Here is a 22,278-nt window from a genome sequence, read left to right on the forward strand (position 1 = left end):
ACAATTTTATACGCGGACACAGCTACAACAACTACGCAACACCAGCTGAAGTTGAGAAAGCATTTAAATGATAAAAATCTTCTACAGGGTGGTATGAAAATAATTGACCACTACAAACTCGTTATCGCTTGCCGTTTAGCGGGGACGTTATAATTATTCGTTGGTTTTATTAGGGGTAAATGTTAGGTGTTACGTAAACTGGAAGTTTTTGTTCTTGGTGCTTTCAAGTAAAGTGCTAAATTTAAATAATGACAGTATTACTTGAAACTGCGTTTTTCTGATTATCGAATGCGAACTTGCTCTGTGGTCTTGGGAGTCGATTTAGGGATTTACCCTGTGGATCTTGGCGTAGTACCCAATTAATCCATAGTAGAGTGTCCGACGCCTACCGTTTCGGCAGCCTCACGAACAGATCAACCTTGATTGACACTAATTGTGCAGCTTCCAATCGAAACCCTGTGCTGAATTTTCTTCGGGTACATGTTTTCATTGATTAGCTTTATGTTTAAGAAGTGATAATATCACTTCTAATTAGGTGGCCAAATTATTCAACCACAACACCTTACTTGAGATATCTGTTTTGGTCTCTTTTAGCACAGCGACAATTTTTCTTTCAGTCTTGCTTTTGCTCATGTGCAAAATCCTCTTTTATTGAGTTTAAGGAGAATTCAACGTTTAAGCTGTAGTATTTTAGGGGGTAGTTAGAAGGCATACTCCTAAAAACGTATTATTTTTTTAATAAAAAAGTGTTATATATTTATTCTCGTCTATACCATAGAATCTCTTCCGTGTTATGTACATTGTCATTATTATTCTTTCTTGTTATGCAATTTCTCCATGCCTATTTATTTTTATACAGCTATTAATCAGTCTGGTGAGTTCGTTAAAGGATCGATAAATTCAGAAAATAAACTTTCAGCTTATAGTGAGTTAAAAGATAAAAATTTATATGTACAAAAAATTAAATCAAACTCGAGTTTCAGTTTTTATAGTGCAGGAATAAGTGGCAAAGAATTACTTCGATTGATTAAATCTATACGCTCTTTGTTGGGCGCTGGCTTGCCTCTTTCTGATACCCTTAAGATTATTTCAAAAAATGCTGAGTCGAAAAAAATAAGTGTTTATGTTGATAATATTCACAAGGACGTTATTGAGGGTGCTTCATTTTCTTTGTCTTGTAAAAAGCACGGCAATTTATTTGATGATGTTTTTGTAAGTGCTATTGGTGTTGGTGAAAAGTCAGGAGATCTTATTCAATCTCTTGAAAATTATGAAAATTATCTTGTTAGAAAGTTATACATTAATAAAAAAGTAAAATCGGCTTTAACTTATCCTTTGTTTTTGACCTCTGCATTGGTGGTAGTAATCGGTGTATTGTTTGTATACGTTGTTCCAAATTTTTCTGAATTATTTGCAAGTTTTGATGCTCAGCTGCCGGCGCCGACTCGATTAATTATTAATATTTCAGAATATATACATTACATAGGTTTGATTTTATTGCTCGTTGGCTTTGGTATTTTTTTGTTCATTAAATTTTCTGGAAATAACAAAAAGATAAAACTCCGGCTGGATAGAATTTTTACCGGTATCCCCATTGTTGGACCAATGAGAAGGTGTTCTCAAATAGCTAGACTAACAAATTCATTCGCAAGTTTACTCAGGTGCGGTGTTCCCGCATCTGAGTCCGTTCAGATATTAAGGGATTCATTTGATGGCACTCATCTGGGTGAATTGCTGAAAGCCAGTAGTAAGTTTATTTTAGAAGGTGGATCGGTATACGACTCATTTGTTCGTTATTCAATTTTTAATGGATATTCTCTCAATATGCTGTCTATTGGTGAAAAAGCTTCTCAACTGGAGCCGGTTCTAACAGATATTTCATTATATCAAAATGACGAATTAGATGAAAAAATCGATAGTTTTACTAGATTGTTGGAGCCAATTTTAATCTTATTTATGGGATTATTAATGGGATTTGTCATAATATCCATGTACCTGCCAATATTTTTTATATCTGATGTTGTTCAATAGCATGTTTGTGAAGAATTATATTAAAGATCTGTATCAAGATTCTGGTGTTTTTGACTTTAATACAGGTCAGAGAGAAGTCGATATAATCGACGAATTACTCTCCTCGGATTCCATTAACAAGCTTAACTTAGCTGAAAATATTGCTGCTAAGTATCGGTTAAAATTTATTCAAAAATATGATAATGAGTTAAATCCTATTCTTTTTAGCTTAATAAATTTAGAAAAAGCAAAAGAATTAGAGGTGTTTCCATATTCAATGAGTGATGAATCCATAGAGATTCTCACTACTAATCCTGCTGATATAAAGAAACATCAGACATTAGAGTTTATTTGCAACTCAAGAGTTGATTTTACCGTAACGACCCAAGAAATTATCGATAAAGCTTTGCAGAATGCCGAAATAAATATTGATCAACTTACTAATGCCACAGAGAGTTTTCTTCATGTTGAAGGAGGTCTTGTTGACAGTAATGATGACAAGGAAGAAAGTGATTCACCTATAGTAACATTTATCAATATTACACTTAAAACGGCTTTAAATAAGCGTGCAAGCGATATCCATATAGAATGTTACGAGAGAATAATAACTGTAAAATATAGAATTGACGGGCAGCTGTATCCCGCAACTGAGGCTCTGGATGTAATTTATCACGGCGCTTTTGTATCAAGACTGAAAGTAATGGCTGAGCTTGATATTACGGAGAGAAGGGTTCCTCAGGATGGTAGATTTAAGCTAAATTTAGCTGGCCGAGAAATAGATTTTAGACTTTCGGTTTTACCGGGTATGCATGGTGAGAACGTAGTTATTCGTGTATTAGATCGTAGCAATGCCAGTAAAGATTGGGATCAATTGTCTTTAGATAATTTAGGAATGACAAAGACACAACTCGATAGGTTTAGATCGTTAATTAACGAACCCTATGGAATGATTTTAATTACAGGGCCAACTGGTAGCGGTAAAACAACTACCCTCTATGCAGCTTTAAAAGAAGTAAATATTGGAACTGAAAAAATTATTACTATTGAAGACCCAGTGGAGTATCAGTTATCCGGTATAACACAAATAGCGGTTAATGTTAAAAAGGGATTGACCTTTGCTAAAGGTCTTAGGTCTATACTTCGTCATGACCCTGATAAAATACTGGTCGGTGAAATTCGCGATTCAGAAACCGCAGACATAGCTGTTCAATCGGCCCTTACGGGACATTTAGTATTCTCTTCCGTGCACGCAAACAATTCCATGGACGTACTTGCCAGATTAAATAATATGGGTGTGAATGTTAATAATGCAATGGGCGCCTTAAATGCAGTAATGGCTCAGCGATTAATAAGAATTCTATGTAATCGCTGTAAGGTAGAAGAGGTAATAGATGTCACGTCGAATGATTTGGAAGAACCATTGGATAATAATGTAAAAGTTTATAAGGCGAATGGTTGTGCAGACTGTAACTGGACGGGATACATAGGTAGAAAAATGATTTCTGAACTACTAGTTATTACCGAAAAAATGAGATCGACCGTGTTAGACGGCAGGAATGTTTATGAGTCGATTTCTGGTGCTCAGTTTGTTGGTGGTGAAGATTTAAGAAGGTCTGCGTTAAAAAAATATCTGGCTGGAGAAACATCTTTGTTGGAAGTCAATCGTGTTACCCATAATAAGTAAGAGATTTTTATCCAGTATTCGATCCTGGTTTGATGCTGGTTTCTATAAGAAATTTGGTGTTTATCGAATTTTAGTTAAAAAAGAGGGTATTCTTTTATCTAAATTTTCTTACGGTGAGAAAGTTGGGTGGTTTGTAAAAAATGACTTTTTTGGTTTTGATAATGCGGCCTTACAAGATAATTTGCTTGTAGATGAAGTGTCTTCTGTTAGCTCTCTGGATATTTCAAATTATAGTTGGTCTGAAAGAATTCCCAGTTTGTTGTTAAGTCAATTGAATAAGGTTGTGCCGGTATTCATCGTTTTTCCAATGTCAGAAGTGAGAGTTACGGTTATTGAAAATTCTGCACTGATTAAAAAAGATAAATCTTATCTGAAGTGGTTAGTAGGTAAGAGTATTTGTTCAGAAGATTCCTTTGAATTAAGGTTGGATAGTAATGACATTTGTACCATTGCAACGGGTTACCAAAAGTCAATAATTCAATCTATTTGTAGTAAATTTTCAAATGTATCCTTGGAGGCAATTTTTCCAGAATTTCGAATTTATGAAAAGTCGCATATTTCTAAAGAGAAAATAATTGTATTCGTTGATTACAATTCCGTTTCGATTGTTTGTTACGATCTGCAGGGTCAAGTTTGTTTTCATCGTGTTATTAGAGCGATACTCGTTGATTATAATCTGATATCAAGTGTATATCTTTCGTGCTGTACGGTGTATGAATATTTTTGTACCTCTTTGAATGAAGGTAATGTTCTTTATAAAACTTCCTCAGATTATGTCGATGAAGGTATCTTGCAAGAATTTCCATGGAGAAAAATAGACGATCTTTACGCTGAGCAAAATGAATATAACTTATCTTTCGAAGACTCTTATTTTATCGGAACTGTATTGGGCAAGGTGCCAAATTTGTGATCGTAAGCGCTATTGATTCTCCTCGTGATAAACCGTTATACCTGTTTGTTATAGGTGTGATTGGTTGTTTTTTATTAACGATTTTATTGATTTCTTTGATTTTTTACGCAGTTAATGTTTCTAACGAAATAAAGTTAAATATTAAATTAAATTTAACACTTGTTGAAAAGTTACAAAATTTAGACTCGAACCAGTCCGGCAATATAGATGTGGATTTAATCAATTTGCTGGCTGAATATAGAGTCATAATAAATGATTTATATAATCCGTCATTTTATCTTTTTGAAATTGAGCGTCATAAATCTAATGAGATAAAGTTTGAATCTCTTGAATATCTTCGTTCTGATGGTGTGATAAGTGCTGTTGTATCTTCTCGAGACGACTTGGTTGTAACTAAATTCCTCAACGATTTAGAAACATCGGAAGTTTTTAAAAGTGTGAAGCTTAATAAAAAAGATCTCGATAAAAAAGGTGAGTTTCATTATAACTTTAATTTGTATATTTAATTATGATTATAAAATCCCTTAGAGGTGATAGCAGAGTTTTTTATATTTATTTGATGTTTTTTATGCTGATTATACTTATTGCTCTTTTTTATCTGGTTGTAATTACTCCTTTGCTGGCAAAAAAGTCTTATTTTGATTTGACCAACACTAATCTTAAGCATCAGATATATTCCCGTGAAAAATTTGTCGATCAAGAGTCGAGGTATAATTCGATAAAACCTCTGGTTTTGGGAATAGTAAAAAAAGTTAAAGAAGATTACAAAAATACGAAATTTTCTGCGTTTTTATATGAAGCTGTATCGTCTTCTGGCGTCATTATAACTGATGAATCTTACCAAAATTTATCAGATTTTTCAGTTTTAGTGAAATTATCTATTTCCGGTTCATATGTGGGGTTGCGTGGATTTGTTGATGATTTATACAGTATTCCTTACGCTTTAAATATTCAAAGATTGGAGTTATCTAGGAAAGGTAATGGACCATTAGAGGCTGTAATACAGATAAAGGTCTTCCGTAATCAAAGTGAGATATAATCTTTATGAGACTATGGTTGTTCCTGTTTGGTATTTTGGTTCTAGTAGGTTTAAATGTTTATAAATATTCTGATTTTTTGTTTCCTTCTGAAAATGCTCAGAATTTAGATGTTAGCAACCCTGTATCAGTTTTTTCTGGGAGTTTTTCCTCTCAAAATGATCCGTCTTTACTTCCGGATGTAGATGGATTATTGACTTTAAAAAACTTCGAAACTAAAAAAGATCTTTTTAGCTATTTTGTCGAAGACGTGGTTCAACAATCTAATGTTGTTGAGGTTAATGATTCTATATCTGGCAATGTTTCGGCGGTTGACGCTTCTGAGAATAATTTGCAAAAAAGATCTCAGGTTGAAGTTTTGGCTGTTAATCATAACAAAAATGGATCAACTGCTCTTGTTAGAATAGATGGTCATCTAAATATCGTCCGTGTAGGAGATAGGCTGGGTGAAGATCATATAGTTAGCAAGATCGATGGAACGAATCTTACAATGCGGAAGGCACCCTTACCTTGAATAGATATTTTTTATTAGTTTTTATAGTAATTCTCACATGTGCGCAAATATCTTGTACTTCTTTTGATTCCAAATCAATTACTGATTCATCATTTGATAATTATACAATATCTGAGAAAATTAAATTATTAGAAGAGCGTGTGTCTAAAAATCCTTCTGATGTAGAAGCTAAAATAGCTTTGGAAAATACAAAGCATCAGGCAATAATAAAGTTTACGAGAATCGGTTATTCTGCGTTAACAGAAGGTAATCTTTCTGGGGCTCTTATTGCTTATAATCAAGCTCTAGAGTTTAGTCCTAATGATTTAAAGTTGTTAAAGAAAATAGAATTTATAAATCGTGAAAAATTAATTTATAACGATTATGAAGCTGCGCAAATTTTTTATAGAGAAAAAAAATATTCAAAGGCGCTGGTGCTGTTAAATGATATTTTAAAGGAGAATCCTGGGCATGAAGGAAGCTTAGAATTAAAACATAAAATTGAATCGTTAGTTGCGCCTAATGTCGACAGAGGGCCTAAGATTGATTTGTCTTTTAATAAAATCGATTTGCCATCTGCGCTTGATTTTTTGTCAAAAAATTATCAATTTAATTTGATACTGGATCAATCTGTAAAGGATACTCCAGTTACAATTAATGTTAAAGACATCTCGTTTTATAAAGCTCTTTCGTTGATATTAAAGTCCACGAATAACAGTTATAAATTAATTGATGAACATACATTATTGGTTTTTGCTGATGCTAAAGGAGGTAGAGATCAATTTTCTGATAAAATTATTAAGACATTTTATTTAAACAATGCCGATGCTAAAGATATCTCGGCTCTATTAAAAGGCGTGCTCGGAATAAGTCAAGTAACAATCAATGATAGCGCCAATAGTATTACAGTGGTTGATACACCTGAGTTAATTGAAGTGGCCGCGGATGTGATTGTCAATAATGATCAACCGAAAGGCGAAGTTTTTTTTGATGTTGAAATTATGGAGGTTAACTTATCTAATTCCGAATTATTAGGTATAGATTATGGTGCTTATCAAATATCAGCGTCGGTTCCTGCAATTCCATTTTCTGGTTCGATTTCTGATGCTATTAGAGCTCAGGGAGCATTTAATATACCAAGCATTACCTTAAGTGCATTTAAACAGGATGTTAACGCAAAAATTCTCGCTAACCCCAAGGTTCGAGTAATAGACGGAGAGAAGGCTAGAATTCATATAGGTGAAAGAGTGCCACTTCGTAGTTCAGATATTCTAGATGCTACAGGTCAGACTAGAACCACTTTTGAGTACCAAGATGTAGGGATTAGGTTGGATGTCGAATCAAAAATTCACAATGATTCTCAGGTAACAATTAAGATTGCATTAGAAGTATCATCTTTAGGCGAAAACTTGGGGAACTCCGAGCAACAAGTATTTCGAATTGGTACTCGAAATGCTGAAACTGTAATGTTAGTAAATGACGGCGATATAGCTATTTTGGGCGGTTTAATCCGAGATGAGTCTAGGTCGACTAATACGTCTGTACCAAGAATTGCTCGTTTACTGGGTCTCTCATGGCCATTTCAGAATAAGGATGAATCTGAGAATAGGAGTGATATTTTATTGACAATATCACCCAGAATTATTCGTGGTAAAGATAAGGCACTGACACATTTAGAGAAAATTACACAGTTAAATTCTGATGAATTTGGTTTGTTTAAATTGAAAGTCAAACCTATCAATGCTGCGTCTCAGCTATCTGATTCAGCCGATAAAAAAGAATTTAGTTTAATTTATGAAGATGAGAGTTCGTCTTTAATAAGAGAGAATAAATCTTTATCTCTCAATTCAGCTGCGTTAAATATTCAATCAGATAGTAAGAATATATTCTCTGAAAAAGCTGATAACTTGAAAAGTACGGAGGAAAAATTTGCTTCTGATCCTAGCAGCATATTACGTCAGCGAGACTTGATGTTTTCGCAGACTAACTATAGTTCAGAAGAACGAGTTAATTCAATTGTTGGTATGAATCTTAATCTTGATATAGGCGATAGAATCATATTTGACCTTGCATATAACTCTAACATCGTTGATCTTGATGACATTTTTTCCGCGGATTCTTCAATTGAAATTGTATCTGTTGATAAATCTGATGATAGCAGTTCTGTACGCATAACCGCCCAAAGAGTCAACGAAGGTGATTCTGAGTCGGACAATCAAGTTTTAAGTTTGCAATTTATTTCAAAAAGGAAAGGAGCGACCTTTCTTGTTGCTAAAAATGTTGAAGTAGAAACTTCGGCTGACGGTACTCTGAGTTTAGATTCTAGTAATGCGCGCATTAAAATCCGTTAATCTAGGTTTCACCCTGCTAGAAATGCTTGTTGTTGTTTCTATGTTATCTATTCTATCCGTCGTTGCGATTCCCTATGCGCAAAACGGCGCTATTAGAGCGAAAGAAGTCGAATTAAGACGCGCTTTAAGATCTGTGCGTTCAGCAATAGATAAATTTCATTATGATTGTAATCAGGGAAGAATAAGTGTTAATACGATAGGTGTTAGCCGGTATTGCTATCCGGAATCACTAGAGGTTTTAGTATTGGGTATTGATTCTGGTGATCTTAATGGAACAAAGATACGTTATTTACGAAAAATTCCTCGGGATCCATTTTTATCTTCCGATGTAGATATTGATGATAACTGGCATTTTCGAGGTTATCAAGATGACGTAGATTCTTCTTTTTGGAATGGTGAAGATGTTTACGATATCTCTGTGACTCATGACTTAATTTCACTAGATAATGGAGTTTATAAGGGTTGGTAACTAAATTGCGAGGTTTTACGTTAATCGAATTATTATTGGTTTTGATCCTGGTCTCTTTGTTAGCAGGGTTAGCAACTCCAGTAGTTACCAGCTCTATAGTTAGAGCGAAAGAATCAGCATTGTCAGAAAATTTGCAAGTAATTCGCGTTGCTATAGATGAATATTACGCAGACAAAGGGATTTATCCTGAATCGGAAATTGATTTGGTTGACGAGAGATACCTTAGATTTATTCCAAATGACCCTATGACAAATACAAATGATTGGGATTGGATAGAAAATGATGATTCTGATAGCTACGGAATTATTGATGTTAAAAGTAGTTCACAAAAAATATCCAATTCCGGGTTAACTTATAATGAATGGTAGATTTTGAAATATGGAAGTAAATGTTCGTAAAAAGTCTGGTTTCACTTTAATGGAATTATTGATTGTGTTGGTTATTGTCGGATTGCTAGCTGCGCTAGTGGGACCAACTTTGTATAAAAAAATTAGCCCGGCTAAACAATCCACGGCACGAGCTCAGATAGAAAATTTTATCGTTGCTCTAGACTCTTATTTCATAGATACCGGAGAGTTTCCTTCCGCACAACAGGGTTTGAATGCCTTGAGGGAAAGTCCTAGCGGAGTTAATAATTGGCAGGGGCCTTATTTACAGAAAAAAGTTCCCAACGATCCATGGGGGAATCCATATATTTATCGTGTACCAGGTCGTAATGGTGGTTATGAAATATTGTCCCTTGGTAAGGATAATTCGGAAGGCGGTGAGGGTAATAATAAAGATGTTGTAAGTTGGGATGCGACTTAAAATTAACTTTAATCAGCAAGGTTTTACATACCCGATGGTGCTAGTAATGGCTCTGGTAACAGGGATTACTTCTACTATTACTTCTCGATATGTTTCTCATCAATTGCTAAGAGAGAAAGAAGCTGAACTCTTATTTCGTGGGCTTCAATATATAAATGCTATTCAATCTTTCTACGAATATAGAGACTTTCATGTCTATCCTCGCACTCTAGATGATTTATTGCGAGATTCTAGAGCTGTTTCGGAAAAACATATTAGGCGTTTATATGCGGATCCCTTTCGAGATCCAAATAATAATTCTAATGATCTTGGCTGGCGTTTGATTAGAGATGATGGAGGTTTCATTATCGGAGTGGCTAGTCAATCGCATTTGAGGCCAATTAAACAGGCTGCTTTTCAAGTTTTTTTTATAGATTTTGATAATTCGGAAAAATATTCAGATTGGGAGTTTATCTATCGTCCTAAGTTGAATCGATAAATATTGTTTTTTTGGTGCTCTGTTTCTTGTATTTCTTTCTTTTTAGTTGTTTTTTTACCTTCTTTGATCATGAGAAGGTATTAGTTTTTAATAAAATAGTTTGCTTTTTATGATTGTTGTTTTTCAAATTTAATATATGTCTTGAGCGCTGAGATTGTTGTTTATATACTTTCTTTCCTTTGAGTGTCTTTTTTTGGTAATTGGTGCTTATATTTTAACGTATTGTTTTTTTGTGACTTTTCTGAAGGTTTGTCGGCTTGACTTTTTATGGTGTTTTTGCCACAGGTTTTGTAACGCGTTTAATTAAATTTATTAGTCTACGGAAATTATTTGATTGTATGGATATCAAGCGTTTTGTTCCAAATTTTTTTACTGCAGTAATTTTTTGTTTATTTTCTGGTTTGGTATACTCGTCTGCAGAAAATAATGCAGATTTTTCTTGGAACAAAATGCTCTCTGATTTCTCATCTGGAAAAGACGTCGATCCCATTTTACACGCTTTAGAAAATAAGACTTTTGCAAAGTATGATATCGATGTTAATGGAACAGCTCGTCAATTGCGGATTGTTCTTGATGGCTTTATACGTGATCTGGAGCAAGAGGTAGGTATTTCAGCAAATACGTCTAAGGTAAATTTTTTCGCTTTATCTTCTCTAGACGAACAAAGTTTAATTTCATTGCGACCCTCTTTTGAAAAGCTACAAGCATATGATCTGCTTTTCTCTAGAAAATTAATTGAATCCAGATCTGTAGTAAATAAATCAGGATCTAATTTAATAAATGCCCGTTTTGAGAGTGGGCTTCTTCATTACGAGTCCACAATTCGTGAATTTCTATTTTCTTTAGATACAGTATATGGCGCTATTGATTCACGGGTAGAAAACGCAAATTGGTTAGAATCGTTTTGGCAAGACTCCAATAAAGTTATTAATTTAATTGAAGTTGTTGACCAGCTTCGTAAGTTGTCCTCTCTAGATGAATCAAAAGTAGATATTTTAGGTGAATCCATAGCCTATAGTTCTGAACCTATATTTGTACTTAATATTGATTCTCGTGAATCTATTATTCCGAGTTATGAGTTATCTAATCCAATTTCACCTTTAGCTGAAGACCGGCAAGAAACTGAGTTGGTAGATTTTGGCTCAATAATTAGGAATAAGGCGGAGGAGCTTGATCACGATCCAATTCGAATTTTTGAGTTTGTTCGTAATAATATTGTTCCGGAATTCTATTATGGCTCTATGAAGGGTGCAGAGTTGACTCTAATGCAGGGCTCTGGTAACGATGCTGATCAGAGCGCTTTATTGATAGCTCTTTTACGTGCCAGTGGTGTCGCGTCTAGATTTGTTGAGGGTGTGATTGAATTAAGCCTTAACGAACTAAAGCAACAGGTTGGAATTGTGCGCGACGATGAGGTTTTAAATGCTCTACGTTCCGCAGGCTATCCTTTTGAAGTTCAAATTCGTGGTGGTACGGTTCACGCAATACGTCTAAATTATGTTTGGGTTTCTGCCTATTTACCTTATTCAAATTATCGAGGCGCAACTGTTGATAATACTGGTCAACAGTGGCTGGCTCTCTTTCCATCTTTAAAATCTGTATCAGTAAATAACAACACTAGTTTGTTAACGAATCTTGGTGTTGATTTAGATAATTTAAGATCTGAATTTTTACAAACGGTCAATACAGAATCTATCGTTGACGAAATTCGTGCACTTACAACATCGTATCTAAATGAAAATGGTCTAGGTATCTATCAAGATAATCTTCGTAGTTTAGTTATCGACTCTGTTAAGTTTGATTATTTACCTAATAGTTTGCCCATTCCTGTAATCAAGGTTACTAGCGAGTCATCGCGGCTGTCCGATGAAAAAATTCATAAAATTAATTTTATTGTATATGCTGATGATGTAGGCGTTTCTCAAAGCTTGAATGTTACTTTGCCGTTAGCTCAGCTCGCAAGTCAGCGAGTCACCTTAAGCTATATTCCTTCTACTGTAGATGAACAAAAAATTGTTCAGCAGTTTGGTGGTTTGGCTTATACGCCATCTTTTCTTGTCAGTTTAACGCCTCAACTTAAAATTAATGGTTTGGTTGTTGCCACGGGTAATTCGTCGGTAGCGTCGGGTCAAAGCCATCGTTCAGAATTAACGTTAATAGCTCCTTTTGGCTCACGTAATTTAGAAAAAAATCTTATTTCCGGTGGTTATCATGCGTTCGGTATTTCAGCACAAAGGACGCTGATCAACGCAGCCATTCTGGGTGCAGAGTCTTCCGGTGACACCGAATTTCTTGCCGCTCGTGTTCTAAGTCAGATCGCATTACGTTATAGCCGAGATTGGTACGATGCGGAACAAGAATTAGCGAATTTATCGGGACTAAAAGTTATTCGTCCATGGCCCTCAATAGCGATAGCAAGTAACGATATTGTACCGGAATTATTATTTGGGCAGGTTCAAGAACTAGGTTGGCGAGGGGTAAACCTAGATGCAATATTTCGCCATGCATCGGTAGTTCAGAGTGTAGAAGACAACTCCATTTCGGAGGTTCAATGGAGGTCACTCTCTGGTCTTCATGGCTCTTATTTAGAACACAGAACATTCGAACACCTTTTCCAAGTACCTAGTATTTCAGCAGATAAAGGTTTGGCCATTGCTTTAGGTCTTGGATTAGAGCTTATTGAGTTAACCCAAGCCAATCTATCCACAGAAATTTCTCGGCTAAACCATCCTGACGAAGTAATTGATCAAATTCAAACTTGGATTGGCCAAGGTTTTAACGTTGTTACTACGGAATCTGAGTTTACATATAAAGATTGGTTTGGTTCTGTTTGGGTCGTTACCAGTCAATTAACCGGTGAATCTGGATATTATATTACCCGTGGTTTAGCTGGTGGATCATCAGCTTCTTTGAGTTGGCCCGCAGAACCGGGTTTTGCTTTACAACAACCCTACGGTAATCCACCTAATTTAAACCCTTTTGCTGGTGCGTTTGTTGAACTGCTACCTGATAGTAGTCTGCAAGTTGCAACGGTAGGTGAGGTGGCGGAAAATCCTCTTAGAATACGTGTGTATGATGACCGAAAAAATCCGGTGGTTGGTGCCGAAGTCATTTTTTCCGTAGTTCTTAATAGTGACGGTACACTTCAGAGCGAGCCGGATACAAATGGAGGAGAAATTACAGAGTTAAGTTCCTTCACAAATGAATTTGGTGTTGCTCAAGTCTACTATAGAGCTGGCCTAACAACTTCTCACAATGAGTTATTTTTAAGGTTAAATCCGAACGATCCTAGAGCAACAAAGTTAGGTCTAAGTTATGTTGATGTTGCTTTTGTTATTGATAACGAAGGTCGATCAATATCTGCTCCATTCACTCTGGAGTTATTCAATAAACCTGGGGAGGCAGTTAATTTTGCTTCATTTGGTGGTGAAAGATCTGGTGCTAATGGTCATTTAGCCGGGCCTGAGACAGTTACCGTTGTTGATGAATTTGACAATCCTGTGGCAAACGTTCCGGTGGTGTTTAGTATCGGTTCAGCATTTAGCGGTGCTGATAGTGTTCCTAATAATTCCCAAATTTATGGTGGCGATATATGTCATGAATTTCCGGTTCAATTGTCGTCGGGCTGTCAAGAAGAGTTACCATTTTTAGATTACACTAATGGCTTTGGGAATGCGGGCTTTTTTCCCATTTTAGGAGAGAACGCAAGCGCTTTTGATTTTAATATTGCTATAGGAAACGAAACCCCATTTTCTGTTACATACAGTGCTGACAGATCATTCCGATTCTTTCGTCCGGGACCTCAAGCGGCGGCAAGAGTTGGAACGGAGTTCCCTGCGATTTATCAGTTTGTAGATTATCAGCATGAAAATAGATCTACGCCTCTAAATCTAACTTTTTCAACAGAAAGTGGCTCCACTGTTCCTGTGCAAGTAACTTCTCCCGGAGTGTACGAACTTGGCGCTATTGCAACTCTAAGCTCTCCCGGTATTGACGAATTACGCGTTTCAGGCAATAACGTTTCAGAAACAGACTCTATTTATGCAGTCGAAATTACTCTGGAGCCGTTGGAAAACCCGGTAGAACTTTCTCCTCTTGGTCAAACTTTAAATCATACACCCGTTAAATTTTTATTCTCACCAATCGAATATGGTACTAGCAACTCACATATTTTCTCACAAGTATTAGAAGTATTTGAAAATGGTGAAAGGCGTTATGTATTTCAAATTGGTAGAAACGAAAGATCTGTTGTTATTCCGAAAGGAACTCAATTTAATGTTGAGGACAATTACGAATATCAGCTTGTTGTCAACGGAAGTTTCTTCTCTGAAGTGCGATCTGACAAAGTTGCCTTAGAGTTTTTGCAACCTATCGTTGTTAATATCGAGTCGGCTAATGATGTTCCACCAGAATTAGAAGGTGAATGGTTCCCTCTGTCTTTTGCGCAAGGTGTATACAATACCAACTTGAGTGCATACCTAGATATCGATATTCAAAATAATTTTTTCTGTGGTTCAGCAGCTGAAATATATTTTAATCTCACACAAGATGCCCACGTTAATATTGTTTTAAATGGCGGCTTATTAAATGATGAAGTTGTCACTGATGAGAATTTAACAGAAGGTGGCCAGTTAGTAGATTTTCCTACATCAAACTTAATACCAGGAACTTATCAATACACCTTAACTGCTACATCGTTAGCAACCGGCGATGTTGAAGTGTATAACGGTGTTTATCAGTATCGAGTAACTTGGCGCGATTCTCTGCCATTAGGCCACGCGAATTTTGAAAACGTTGATTTATTTGACGGTCATTTAGCGTTTAGTAGCGAAGATTTTTCGATTCCAGGTTTAGGGCCCGATTTACGTTTTGTTCGCTCCTACACAAGTAACAGTGATGAACCTTCTCCCATGGGGCGTGGCTGGAGCCATAACTACGATTCCTTTATTCAGGATGTGGGATGTGGGGCTTTCACTGTTGTGGGGGGCGATGGTGGCGGTGTACGATTTTTTGTAGATGCAGCAGAACCAACCGGTTTTAGAGCGTCTCTTGGTTATCACAGCTCTTTGGTGCGTGATGAAAATGGTGAGTTCGATTTTTACGCAAAAGACGGTACTCGCTATCACTATCGCAACCTAGGCTACAGTGATTATCAATGGCACCTAGAATTTATTACGGATACAAACGGAAATACCACCAGCCTTGCTTACAACCCAGCTGGGCTTACTCCAGAATTACGTTTGGTTGAAGATTACGCCGGTCGACGCTTAGAGTTCGAATACGATTATGATACTGGCGTAGGTGCTATCAAGCGGCGTAGTGAGGGTAGGTTAATTACTGCCGTTAATTTCGTTGGTACTGAGAATACCGATCTAAATTTCTCGGTAAACTTTAATCACGATGATCTTGGACGTTTAACGCAAGTTAGAGGGCCCGTTCGTGATGAAACATTTACTTATTTAATTTCCGACGCTATTCCTCCAATTACCGCTGATGAGACCATTATTTTTGCAGGTGATGACTATACTCTGCGAAATGCAATGCGCTCGGTAGAGCGACCTGAAGGTAACTTTACCTTTAACTGGGAAATTTTCGAATTACAAAATCCAAATTCTAACAGCTCGCCGATAGAGGTTGGTGCTGTAGACTCTATGAGTGGTCGTTGGGGTGGAGAGGTTGATTTTAATTATCTGAGTACTCGGGCAACAGCACAGCAAACCTATGTCAGTGAGGTATTAGAGCCTCGAACAGAAGGTAGAAGAGCTACCGTTACCTACACCATGAATAACTATGGTGCCCCCATTAATATCGAAGGACCAACCGGTACTCAACAAATGAGATGGTTAACTGACGATATTTTAATGGAGTATTCCATTGATGAAAGTGGTGTTCGTACAGATTATGTTTATGACCAGTTCGGTAATGTTATTGAGCAAACTGTTGCGGGCTTTGAACCAATAGTTAGCGAATATTTTCAGAACTTTTTGGACTTCCGTTTTAATAAAACTCTGCTAAAAAGCCGTACTGATCGTAATGGTCATAAAACCGATTACCGATACGATAGTCGCGGGAATCTTTTAGAAATTAGTTATCCTGTATTCCCGTATACCGAAAATTTTGTTATTCGTTCTGATGGCTTAATTGAAACCTTTTGGTACGACAATCGCGGTTTTTTGCTAGGGCAGAAAGATCGCGCGGGTAATGTTTCTACATTTGTACCTAACAGTCGTGGCTATTTGCAAACAATGATTGACCCATTTGGCAGCAGAAGCTCATACGAGTGGGATGATTACGGTTATAAAATTAAAGAGGTTGACGAAGAGGGTAGTACTTTTGAGTTCGTAAACAACTTACAGGGTTTTCTACTCGAAAGCACGAATGCCTTTGGCACCATTACACGCGAATACAATTATTTCGGCAGCATTATTTTGGAACAAGATGCCGATGGTCGAGTACACGCCCGTGAATACACCATTAACGACCAGCTGATTTTCGAACGAAGAAACAATGGTGAGACTCGCACTTTAGAATACGATGAAGCTGGTAATTTAATTTCCGAAACCGACTACCGAGGCTTTGAGACTAATTACCGTTACGACGATCGCAATTATCAAGTCGAAGTTGCTTATCCACTAACGCCTATTTATGACTCTGGTAGTGACACATCTGTCGATCAAATTGTTCGCATGGCGCGTACCTTTTTGCCAACTGGGCAAATTGAGTCTGAAACCATTGTTGATAGCGGCCAAACCACACGATTCACCTATGACAATTTGTATCGTCAAATTACCGCTACAGTAGCGGCAGATTCGGATGTAGAGCGTGTTACCACCTACATTTATGATCAAGACGATATGGTTCAAGAAATTGATGCTCAAGGTAAGGTCATGGAATATGGCTACGACGCTTTGCATCAACGTCGCACCATGACGGAAACAGCTATTGGCGGTTTAAGTCGAACCATGGGTTACGATTACGACGCCAACAGTAATATGTCGCTCATGACAGACTATCGAGGTAACCAAACGCGCCGCAGATATGATGGATTAAATCGCTTGGTGCAAGAAGTTGATCGCACCAATGGCAGTCGTTTGCGCACCTACTTTAAAAACAGTTTATTAGAGTCTCAGTCGGACGCGTTAAATAATGTGACCTTTTATACCTACGACAATGCAAACCGACAGACAGGTATGCGTGATCCGCGAAACTTCGAAACCTTTTATACGTATTTTCCTTCTGGACTAAAACAAACCGAGTCGTGGCCGAACGGCAACACCATAGAATATCGTTATGATAATAATGCTCGTGTTGTTAACGTTACCGATATTGTAGGTGTTGTCTCTACAATCACCTACGACGCCGACGATCGAGTGTTAACCATCACTGATGGTGAAGGGTTTATTTCAGAAAATGTATACGATTCGTGGGGGCGTCAAATTGAGCAACGCTTGCCATATCAAGATCTAGGAGACGGTTACAGCCAGCAAATTTTGCGTATGGGTTACGACCTTCGCGGCAACGTTGCCTTCCAGCAAGATGCCAATGGCGGTAGCTCCTTATCCGAATACGATTTGCAAAATCGATTGGTTCGCCTGACCGATCGCGGAGGGTTTGTAAGCTCAACGATCTACGATATCGTCGGCAATGTATTGAGCCAAACAGATGGTCGTGGCAATACCACCGAATGGCAATACGATGGCCTGTACCGACGCACATTACAGCGTGACCCCATAGCAGGTTCTGATGGTTCTGGCTCAAGAGATACCAGTTTTGAGTATGACCTCAACGATAACCTTATCAGTACCACCGATAAACGCGGATTTGTCACCGGTTACACCTTCGATGGAGAAAACCGACCGTTAATTACTACCCGTATTGGTATTCCTATTTTAGAAAATGAATACGACGTTCAGGGGAATATCACCTTTACCACCGACGCCAATGATAATATTACGGCCTATCAATACGACGAGCGCAACCAATTAATCACAGAAAGTCGGCCGCTTGCTGCCATCAGCAATTATGAATACGACTCGATGGGCGATCGAATTTTAGTGGTTGATCCAGAAGGCCGAAACTTCCCAAGCGAATACGACGAACGCCGTCGCATGATTGAATCCAGTAATGATCTCAATGAAACGACGCGTTACACCTATTTGTTAAATAACCAAAGATTGACCCAGCAGTTGCCGGAAGGTAATACCTGGAGCTACGGTTACGACAGCGCTAACCGTTTGGCCGAAATAGAGGCACCGGTCAGTATTGGAGGTGTTACTAAGTATGAGTATGATCAAAACAATAACTTGTTGAGCCAAACCGACGCAGAAAATAGCACCAGTAGGTTTACCTACGATGCACGGGATTTACGCACCAGCATGACTTATCCTGACGGCGCGGTAATGACCTATGACGACTACGACGGTAATGGTAATTTAACCCAAGCCACCGATGCTCGTGGCATTATCATGGGTTATGCGTACGATGAGCTTAACCGCGAGACAAGCCGTACTTTCACGAATACAAGTGCAGTGGAAGACGATATCGTCCAAGTCGATAGCTTGTACGATGCCAATAACAACATGGTTGCGCAAACAGAAAGTTATCGCGTGCGTGCTAATCGTAGCAGTAGTTACGTCTACGATGATTTCGATCGATTAATTCGCAAAACCGATACCCATAACAAAACAGTCAACTTCAGTTATGACCTAAACGGAAATCGAATTCGAATTACCGACCCAGACGGTATAATTACAAATTACGTCTACGATGAATTGAATCGCGTACAATCGGTTCGCACGCTCCAAGGCGTTACCCAATACACCTACGACCGCGACAGCCGCATGAATCGGGTGCAATATCCCAATAACACTGAAGCGAACTACACTTACGACCGGGTCGGCCGTACCAGCACCATTCGCAATCTGCAAAACAGCGCTGTGGTATCTAGTTACGAGTATTCGTATGACCAAAACAGTAATCGTACCCAGCAAATTGAAGTTAACGGTGGTTTGGCAGAAGTAACCACCTATCAATACGATGATTTCGACCGGTTAACCAATGTTGTCTACCCAGATTCAACGGTGGCCTACGACTATGACTTGGTTTACAACCGTTTAGGCGAGCGGGTTGTGGATAATGCTGATACAACCCTGAAAGATTGGGATTACCAATATAACGAACGCCATCAATTAACCAATATTCTTGATCAGCTCGATACCAATCAAAACATCACCTACACCTTTGACCCCAATGGTAACCAAACCAGTAAAACTCAAGCGGGAGTCACCACAGATTTTTTGTTTGATGCCCGCGATCATATTCGCCAAGTATTGGTAGGCGGCTCATCGGTAGGGCAGTTCTTGTACGATCCGCACGGTTTACGTATCGAAAAAATCGGTGATCGCGGTGTAGAGCGCTACACCTACGATGATCTATCCGTATTACTGCAATACAACGGCGATAATAACACCGTTGCCAAATTTGACTGGGGCCCAGACCGATTATTAAGCCTCAATCACATCACCGAAGGGCCACAATTCTACCTAACCGATGTACTCGGCAGTGTTGTTAACCTCACCCACAACGACGGCTCCATTCAGGCGCGCTACCAGTATGATGCTTGGGGTAATCGCCGCAACCAAGTGGGAGATTCTTGGAACCGTTTTGCCTTTACCGGCCACGAAGAAGATACCGAAACCGGCTTGCTGTATGCCAAAGCCCGATTTTACGACCCAGATACCGGCCGCTTCTTAAGCCAAGATGCCTACGAAGGTGATATCAATACACCGCCGAGTTTGCATAAGTATTTATATGCTTATCAGAATCCGACTGTATATGTTGATCCTGATGGGAATCAGACGATAACGACAGCTCCTGGACCACTTGCGCCTTTAGGGGTTGGAGTTCAGATATATGAGAGCTCTGAAACTGCAACTGAAGCAATAGCGAGCAATGTTACAGGAATAGATTTTTCCGATAACAGGGCAAATTTAATTAATAACCTATTAAATCACTTCAGTATTTCAGGAGCTATAGATGGTTTCAATAATGTAGTCGGTAAAATTCGTCCTCATGAAGTTGCTGCTCCGACCTTAAATACTAATGTCTCTAGTTCAGCCAGCAGTAAGTATTGGGGTGCCTCAGATCCCGAAATGCACATAAAGCGGTTGATAGAAGGCCAAAAAAGGGTGCTTTCGCTCCGTACCGAAGCGGGATTAGACACTTCTGTTGAATTACAGGAGCTTAAAGAATTGGAGTTCAGGGCGAATAGGCTTATTTCTACAGAATCAGAATCCAGTTCAACTACTTACGCTAACCCAATCATTGATCGTAATGAAATACCTAATATACCAGGTTTAGAAGCGCCTGGGCTTATTGATTCTTCCACCTTTACACCGAACCAATCGATTACTAATGGTATAGTAAGTGGCACTCCTGGCTTGGATGCAGTTGATCAGCAGCTGACTCAGACGGCTCGACCGGATCAAAGTGGTTTACTTGGTGATGGGATCTTGTTATCTGAAGAGGGGGATGTTACAAAGAGTGGACTTAGAGAAGCAGATAATATTGCTAATGGCCCGAAGTTAGCGAAACAGCTAACTAATGAATCTGCGAGATCTCCTTTCAATGCTAGTGGTGGTCTCACTGAAGGGACTATTAAAAACTCTACAAAAATTATTGATTCGTCTCAGATTAAAAACTCAGCCATTCCTAAAGGTTACAGTAAATATACAACAGAGACTTTCCAGTCTCCGTCAGGTAATTTCCAGACGCATTTTTATAAGAATGATAAGACTGGAGAAGTGTTTTATGGCCAAGATTACAAGGCTATCTTTAATTCAAAGTCAGGCGGGTAATGCATGAAAGTTAAATGTATTAAATTGATAGACGCACAAACAGGAGAGTCTTTGAAGAATAGCTCCTGGTTAACGGTTGGTAAGGAATATCATGTTTTATCTGTTTTTATTGCGGATAGCCAACCAGCCGAATATCGATTGCTCTCTGATGATGGCCGAACACCTGGCATGTATAAAGCTGATCAATTTGAGTTGGTAAATAAGAAGTTACCATCAAGTTGGGTGGCGAATTATGAGGCTGAATCTTATTTTGAATTGGCTCCAAAACTTTGGGTCGAACCTGGGTTTTGGGAGTCCTATTTTGATGGGGAGCCGGATGCGGTTGATGTATTTAACTCAGAAAAAGAAAGTATTTTGAGTGAAGGATAAAAACCAAACTTGTTAATTAGCCCCGCAAATGCGGGGCTACTTATTTAAACCACAGTAAAAACCAGTTTCTTGTCATACACCTCAATGGTGTAAGGCGTCCCAATCTCAAATCCGGCTTGTTCAAGCCAAAACCCCCGTAAATTAATCCAAGGAATTTTACGCCAAGCGCCAGCGCCGTTATCGTTTTTTAAAGGCGGGTAGCCAGTGGATTGAACGGTGACTTGTTTAGTAATGTGTTGCTGATTGTCGGATGAATACGACGTTGCTGGTTCCTGAATCTGCCACAGGCAGTTAGAATCGTAGCTACTCATGATAACCTCGTGTATAGGTTGTTGTGATAGCTGGCCTGTTGGGTTGCCGCCCTTCAGGTCAGTGCTTTATGCCTATCGCCATTGCTTATGAGTATGCTTGCCGTGCCTTGGCATCCCGAACCAAACTATCTACGACAAATAAAATCCGCTCTTTGTCTGCTGGGTTAAGTGCATCAACTTGCTGCCAGCGTTCCATCATGGCTTTGTCATGGAGAGCAGTTGGTAAAGCCTTATTCGCCACTAGATAATCCATTGTGACTTCTAAAGCATCAGCCAGCTTCTTGGCCACCTCAACAGACGGTGACATCTCGCCGCGTTCATAGCGACCGATAATCGCACCGGATGTGCCAATCAACTGTCCCAGCTCAGGCTGAGATAAGCCTTTCTCTTTGCGTAAGTCGTGTAGTCGTTTAGCCAAAGTCGTCTCGCTATTACTCATCAAATATCACCTAACCGTTCTTTTAATCCGCTGAAAGCACGCTTTAGTGCGAATTTATAGGACG

Annotated in this window: 16 protein-coding genes; 13 read left to right on the forward strand and 3 right to left on the reverse strand. The window is 38.4% G+C overall.

Annotated elements, in window-relative coordinates; all coding sequences use genetic code 11:
* The first annotated feature begins 837 nt into the window (after positions 1-837).
* From ACYQ28_RS15945 to ACYQ28_RS15995, 11 genes are read left to right on the forward strand one after another with little or no spacing between them, the layout of a single operon-like run.
* Positions 838-2,031, forward strand: a complete 1,194-nt coding sequence (locus tag ACYQ28_RS15945) for a type II secretion system F family protein (RefSeq protein ID WP_460051705.1) — start codon at positions 838-840, stop codon at positions 2,029-2,031.
* A 7-nt stretch (positions 2,032-2,038) separates the two neighbouring features.
* Entirely contained in the window at positions 2,039-3,694 is a 1,656-nt protein-coding gene (locus ACYQ28_RS15950) for a GspE/PulE family protein (RefSeq protein ID WP_460051706.1), read from the forward strand.
* Positions 3,675-4,604: a hypothetical protein gene (locus ACYQ28_RS15955; protein ID WP_460051708.1), complete on the forward strand. Its 930-nt coding sequence runs from the start codon at positions 3,675-3,677 to the stop codon at positions 4,602-4,604. Before ACYQ28_RS15950 ends, ACYQ28_RS15955 begins: the two co-directional genes overlap by 20 nt.
* Positions 4,601-5,110 (forward strand): hypothetical protein, encoded by a 510-nt coding sequence (locus ACYQ28_RS15960; RefSeq protein WP_460051709.1) that lies wholly within the window; start codon positions 4,601-4,603, stop codon positions 5,108-5,110. The genes ACYQ28_RS15955 and ACYQ28_RS15960 overlap by 4 nt, the downstream gene beginning before the upstream one ends.
* Before the next feature lie 2 nt (positions 5,111-5,112).
* Positions 5,113-5,643, forward strand: a complete 531-nt coding sequence (locus ACYQ28_RS15965) for a hypothetical protein (protein ID WP_460164730.1) — start codon at positions 5,113-5,115, stop codon at positions 5,641-5,643.
* Between the two features lie 5 nt (positions 5,644-5,648).
* Complete coding sequence (locus ACYQ28_RS15970) at positions 5,649-6,155, forward strand: hypothetical protein (RefSeq protein WP_460051712.1); 507 nt, start codon at positions 5,649-5,651, stop codon at positions 6,153-6,155.
* Entirely contained in the window at positions 6,152-8,485 is a 2,334-nt protein-coding gene (locus tag ACYQ28_RS15975) for a secretin N-terminal domain-containing protein (protein ID WP_460051713.1), read from the forward strand. The genes ACYQ28_RS15970 and ACYQ28_RS15975 overlap by 4 nt, the downstream gene beginning before the upstream one ends.
* Positions 8,463-8,954 carry a type II secretion system protein gene (locus tag ACYQ28_RS15980; RefSeq protein WP_460051714.1) on the forward strand — a complete coding sequence of 164 codons (492 nt, stop codon included), beginning with the start codon at positions 8,463-8,465 and terminating at the stop codon, positions 8,952-8,954. The genes ACYQ28_RS15975 and ACYQ28_RS15980 overlap by 23 nt, the downstream gene beginning before the upstream one ends.
* Entirely contained in the window at positions 8,948-9,322 is a 375-nt protein-coding gene (locus ACYQ28_RS15985) for a type II secretion system protein (protein WP_460051716.1), read from the forward strand. Before ACYQ28_RS15980 ends, ACYQ28_RS15985 begins: the two co-directional genes overlap by 7 nt.
* Positions 9,323-9,332: 10 nt before the next feature.
* Positions 9,333-9,761 carry a type II secretion system major pseudopilin GspG gene (gene gspG, locus ACYQ28_RS15990; RefSeq protein ID WP_460051717.1) on the forward strand — a complete coding sequence of 143 codons (429 nt, stop codon included), beginning with the start codon at positions 9,333-9,335 and terminating at the stop codon, positions 9,759-9,761.
* Between the two features lie 46 nt (positions 9,762-9,807).
* Positions 9,808-10,239: a hypothetical protein gene (locus ACYQ28_RS15995; RefSeq protein ID WP_460051719.1), complete on the forward strand. Its 432-nt coding sequence runs from the start codon at positions 9,808-9,810 to the stop codon at positions 10,237-10,239.
* Between the two features lie 265 nt (positions 10,240-10,504).
* Here the strand turns inward: ACYQ28_RS15995 and ACYQ28_RS16000 are convergent, their stop codons facing one another.
* On the reverse strand, positions 10,505-10,687 hold the full coding sequence (locus tag ACYQ28_RS16000; RefSeq protein ID WP_460051720.1) for a hypothetical protein: 183 nt from the start codon (positions 10,685-10,687) through the stop codon (positions 10,505-10,507).
* Between the two features lies 1 nt (position 10,688).
* On the opposite strand from ACYQ28_RS16000, the gene ACYQ28_RS16005 reads away from it, so the two are divergent.
* Together ACYQ28_RS16005 and ACYQ28_RS16010 are read left to right on the forward strand one after the other, a co-directional pair.
* The gene (locus ACYQ28_RS16005; RefSeq protein WP_460051722.1) at positions 10,689-21,095 is read left to right on the forward strand and encodes an RHS repeat-associated core domain-containing protein; all 10,407 of its coding nucleotides are present in this window, start codon (positions 10,689-10,691) and stop codon (positions 21,093-21,095) included.
* A gap of 3 nt (positions 21,096-21,098) precedes the next feature.
* On the forward strand, positions 21,099-21,464 hold the full coding sequence (locus ACYQ28_RS16010; protein ID WP_460051724.1) for a hypothetical protein: 366 nt from the start codon (positions 21,099-21,101) through the stop codon (positions 21,462-21,464).
* Positions 21,465-21,508: 44 nt separating this feature from the next.
* On the opposite strand, the gene ACYQ28_RS16015 is transcribed toward ACYQ28_RS16010, so the two are convergent.
* Together ACYQ28_RS16015 and ACYQ28_RS16020 are read right to left on the reverse strand one after the other, a co-directional pair.
* Positions 21,509-21,775, reverse strand: a complete 267-nt coding sequence (locus ACYQ28_RS16015) for a SymE family type I addiction module toxin (RefSeq protein ID WP_460051725.1) — start codon at positions 21,773-21,775, stop codon at positions 21,509-21,511.
* 85 nt (positions 21,776-21,860) lie between these two features.
* The gene (locus ACYQ28_RS16020; RefSeq protein WP_460051727.1) at positions 21,861-22,193 is read right to left on the reverse strand and encodes a helix-turn-helix domain-containing protein; all 333 of its coding nucleotides are present in this window, start codon (positions 22,191-22,193) and stop codon (positions 21,861-21,863) included.
* Between the last annotated feature and the right edge of the window lie 85 nt (positions 22,194-22,278).

This window comes from Sessilibacter sp. MAH1 (genome assembly GCF_054658315.1).